This window comes from Erwinia plantamica (assembly GCF_043420595.1).
GTDB lineage: Bacteria > Pseudomonadota > Gammaproteobacteria > Enterobacterales > Enterobacteriaceae > Erwinia > Erwinia aeris.
On record NZ_JBGCUC010000078.1, the window covers coordinates 1 to 465 of the forward strand.

The window sequence follows — 465 nt, forward strand, 5'->3', positions numbered from 1 at the left end:
CAAACGCGCCGCTTACAACAAGATCACCATTTCTAAGCGGATAGATAAATTGCCCGCATGTATTTATTTTATAAGTTTTCGGCAGACGAATTTCGGCAACCTGCTTACCGTTGTCCCAGTCTTTACCAATAATAATCTGCTCGCCATTTTCAAGAGTATTCAAATAAATTGCATTATCTTTTCTTGAAACAGGGCTTAAAGTCCAGGTCAGGGCTCTGTCTGTGTATAACCATCTATTCTCTAAGGTATTGGTTTTGCTGTTCCATGAAAAGCATTGCGCACCTTTGGGTCCTTTGCGTGTATATCCCATTGATAATAAAGTAAGTGGAAAAACCTGTGTTTTGTCAATTAATACAGGATCAGGAAAGTCAGAAGCAAAAGCCAAAACCCCATTTTTATAAACCTGTAATGACCACTCGATTGTCGTTGCCACCGGAAAATCTATTTTTAAAGCAGAAGCCATAC

General features: G+C 39.1%; 1 protein-coding gene. It reads right to left on the reverse strand.

Annotation, left to right across the window (positions count from 1 at the left end; genetic code table 11):
- A partial coding sequence (locus AB3U87_RS22150) for a hypothetical protein (RefSeq protein ID WP_394150570.1) occupies nt 1-465 on the reverse strand: 465 nt, incomplete at both ends.